The sequence below is a fragment of the Sulfurovum sp. genome (assembly GCF_041562805.1).
Classification (GTDB): Bacteria; Campylobacterota; Campylobacteria; order Campylobacterales; family Sulfurovaceae; genus Sulfurovum.
In genome coordinates this window covers 1-2,891 of sequence record NZ_JBFFOH010000233.1, presented here as the reverse complement: position 1 = coordinate 2,891, position 2,891 = coordinate 1, and the positions used below count along the sequence as shown (strand labels likewise).

General features: G+C 39.6%; 5 protein-coding genes. All 5 read left to right on the top strand.

Annotated features, from left to right (window positions below):
- Window positions 1–178 precede the first annotated feature (178 nt).
- The 5 genes from ABYK33_RS15120 (at window position 179) to ABYK33_RS15100 (ending at window position 2,317) form a co-directional block, all read left to right on the top strand.
- Window positions 179–526: a hypothetical protein gene (locus tag ABYK33_RS15120; protein ID WP_373034144.1), complete on the top strand. Its 348-nt coding sequence runs from the start codon at window positions 179–181 to the stop codon at window positions 524–526.
- 60 nt (window positions 527–586) lie between these two features.
- Window positions 587–871: a hypothetical protein gene (locus ABYK33_RS15115; protein WP_373034143.1), complete on the top strand. Its 285-nt coding sequence runs from the start codon at window positions 587–589 to the stop codon at window positions 869–871.
- A 121-nt stretch (window positions 872–992) separates the two neighbouring features.
- Window positions 993–1,331, top strand: coding sequence for a hypothetical protein (locus ABYK33_RS15110; protein WP_373034142.1), 339 nt, complete (start codon window positions 993–995; stop codon window positions 1,329–1,331).
- Window positions 1,332–1,443: 112 nt separating this feature from the next.
- The gene (locus ABYK33_RS15105; protein ID WP_373034141.1) at window positions 1,444–1,773 is read left to right on the top strand and encodes a hypothetical protein; all 330 of its coding nucleotides are present in this window, start codon (window positions 1,444–1,446) and stop codon (window positions 1,771–1,773) included.
- Window positions 1,774–1,891: 118 nt separating this feature from the next.
- Window positions 1,892–2,317: a hypothetical protein gene (locus ABYK33_RS15100; protein ID WP_373034140.1), complete on the top strand. Its 426-nt coding sequence runs from the start codon at window positions 1,892–1,894 to the stop codon at window positions 2,315–2,317.
- Window positions 2,318–2,891 lie beyond the last annotated feature (574 nt).

Genomic DNA, 2,891 nt, shown 5'->3' with positions numbered 1-2,891 from the left:
TATGCGCTTGTTCACGCATTATGTCTCTTTGTGACAAATATAGGTGCACCATGTCGAAGGTGGTGAGCATAACAATGCGCTCAAACCGACCCACTTCCGCGGCACATATTTTGTGCAAAATCGCACAAAATACGCACCGCTACAGCGGTCGGTTTAGCTAGAACGTTATGTGTAAATCATGGAAATTCTGACTAAAGACAATGTGGCTACTTGGGATTTAGGCGGCACAGTCGTAGTTATTGAAGTGCAGCACCTTCATCAAGCCCTGTTTGATAAAGATAATAATGTTGTGGTTGCACTCTCAGGCCAGATCAAAAAACCAATGCTAATCACCATATTTAGTGTTGAGGGCAATGAAATATGCCAGATATCAGAGCCAAAAGATTGTTACTTCAATTACATTGGTAAAAATAGAGGCCATGATGTAGCAGTTATGGGGACGGTCTATATGAGCGGTTGGCTTGATTGGTGGTTTTCAATCAATATTCAATCTGGAAGCTTGGAGTCATTAGGTGAAGGGCGATAAACACATAAAAATGTATAACGAGACATGAGGTCTCGTTAATATAACTGTTAGAGGTAAATAATGAAAATAACAGTCACTAACAGCAAACTACCATTTACCAGCATTATGAAGATCACCTTTTTTGGTTACTTCATCGGAATGGGATTGGTTATTATTCCATTTGTACTACTTGATGTTGGTGGCATGAGTGAAAATACCAACAGAATCACCGCAATAATTATTATCCCAATCATTCTTGCCATACAGGCCGTTTTGCTAGGGCTTGTCCTAAATCTGGGGTTATTTATTTACAGTAAGGTTAAGCCTATAGAGGTAGAGCATAGTGAAAATCAACAAAACCTCTAACAATCAGTTCAAGCCGACCCACCTCCGCGACACTTGGTTTGTGCTGTGTAGCACAAACACAAGCCCCGCTACGGCGGTCGGCTTAACAGAGCGTTATATTTAAATTGGAAATAGCATAGAGATGGATAAAAATTACGTAGGGAGTATTAGATTAAGTCAAATAATAGAAAGAAAGTTGTATTTCCTATTAAATAACGACATATCTCCATGGGATGGAGATAATGCTGACAAGGGTGAAAGAGACGCCCTTCAAAGTATGCTCTCTGACTCTAAAGAGCTAACAGAAAAGCAATTTGAGTCAAAATATAAAACGGAGTTGAGTAAATTAAAAGACCGTTTTGAAAACAAAGAATACAGTGTTGAGGATAACGATGATTATTACGAATCATTTAATAATACACTGGTGTCAATATTAGAGCTATTAAATCCTGTCAATTTATATGATTTAAGTGATGATTAAATATAACAATGCGCTCAAGCCGACCCACTTCCGCGGCACATATTTTGTGCAAAATCGCACAAAATACGCACCGCTCCAGCGGTCTGCTTAGCTAGGCGTTATAAGCAAAAACATGAATAGCGAAGATTTATTAATCATCTCAGCATGGAAAGAAGCTGAGTCTGAGTTTGGGATCACAGTTCAGACTCCAGCACTCGTACAAGATTCAGATGGAAAGTTGTATGAGTACCTAGCATTAATAGTTGGGTTTGGTTCGAAGAATGGCACTTTAATCTGTTCTAATAATGTATGTCCAAGCGGAAATAGCAAAGAAGATAACTACAACCTGGCAATTCTAAGCGGTGATTTTTATGGCTCGTTCAACAAAGCATACTTTGCTGAAACACTCATTGATTGGGCATGGTATGGTCCAGAAGGTGAAGGACCAGACTGGATGGAGTGAAAAAGCTTATAACAATGCACTCAAGCCGACCCACCTCCGCGGCACAAATTTATGTGCTTAAATAGCACAAAATTCATGCCGCTACGGCGGTCGGCTTAGTTTTGCGTTAGAGGTAAATATGAGGTACATACTAACAGTTATTGTATTTCTTTATATCTCAGTTGCTTATGGACAAGAATATAGATATCACCAAATGTGGTCGTATAAGACTCGTTGCGGTGAGGATGGGTCTGAAATACTTATAAACAGCATTGACATAACTGATAAATATGGCCCTGTTTACCACGTATCGGTATTTAATGTGAAAATGAAAAAAGTTACAACCGAAGGGAAGGTGAAAATTTTGCCGTATTTGGCATTATCGAAAGAAAGCTTAGATAAAAGCGTAATCAAATTAACAGCTGAAAGGTATCCATATTTACCATTTCACAAAGAATACGTGAAATGGAAAGAGGCTCTAGAAGAAGGAACTGAAGTTGTTTATAAAGACGCTGTGGCAGACATACTTGAGTCGCTAGAAAGTGGAAGTTGTGAAACTCAGTAAAACCTCTAACACGGCACTCAAGCCGACCCGCCTCCGCGGCGCTTGTTTTGTGCTGAATAGCACAAAATCAACCCCCGCTACGGCGGTCGGCTTAGTTGGGCGTTATGTGTAATATGAATAACCGACCACATTTATGGCTATTATCAACTTACGCTCTTATACCATGCGTCATATTATTTATATTTTCATTCTTTATCATGGCAGGTGCAGCGATCCAGGCCGATGACTTCAATCGGGAAATGACACAAACTGAGGAGTTGTTATTTAAGTCGCCAATAATTCCTATAATCTGGTTTATTGCAATTGTCATTGCTCGCGCATTTAAGGTAAGTGAACCAAAGCCAATGGGTAACCTAATGAGAAAAGGCTTATGGTTATCACTGGGGCTATTTATTCCTGTATGCATATTGCTACTACTTGTGCTATGAAAACACTTAGTGTCAAGTTTGAACTGCGACAAATGTAGTCACTAACCATAGTAGCATTCCTCTGGCGTTCTGAAGTTAAGACGTTTACGTGGTCGACTGTTAAGCTTCTGAGCGATCACATCACATTGCTGCTGTGTTAAATCAGT

What these genes read in the sequence shown, in the direction of transcription:
- ABYK33_RS15120 (WP_373034144.1), top strand. Translation starts at nt 179, where the DNA reads ATGGAAATTCTGACTAAAGACAATGTGGCTACTTGGGATTTAGGCGGC.
- ABYK33_RS15115 (WP_373034143.1), top strand. Translation starts at nt 587, where the DNA reads ATGAAAATAACAGTCACTAACAGCAAACTACCATTTACCAGCATTATG.
- ABYK33_RS15110 (WP_373034142.1), top strand. Translation starts at nt 993, where the DNA reads ATGGATAAAAATTACGTAGGGAGTATTAGATTAAGTCAAATAATAGAA.
- ABYK33_RS15105 (WP_373034141.1), top strand. Translation starts at nt 1,444, where the DNA reads ATGAATAGCGAAGATTTATTAATCATCTCAGCATGGAAAGAAGCTGAG.
- ABYK33_RS15100 (WP_373034140.1), top strand. Translation starts at nt 1,892, where the DNA reads ATGAGGTACATACTAACAGTTATTGTATTTCTTTATATCTCAGTTGCT.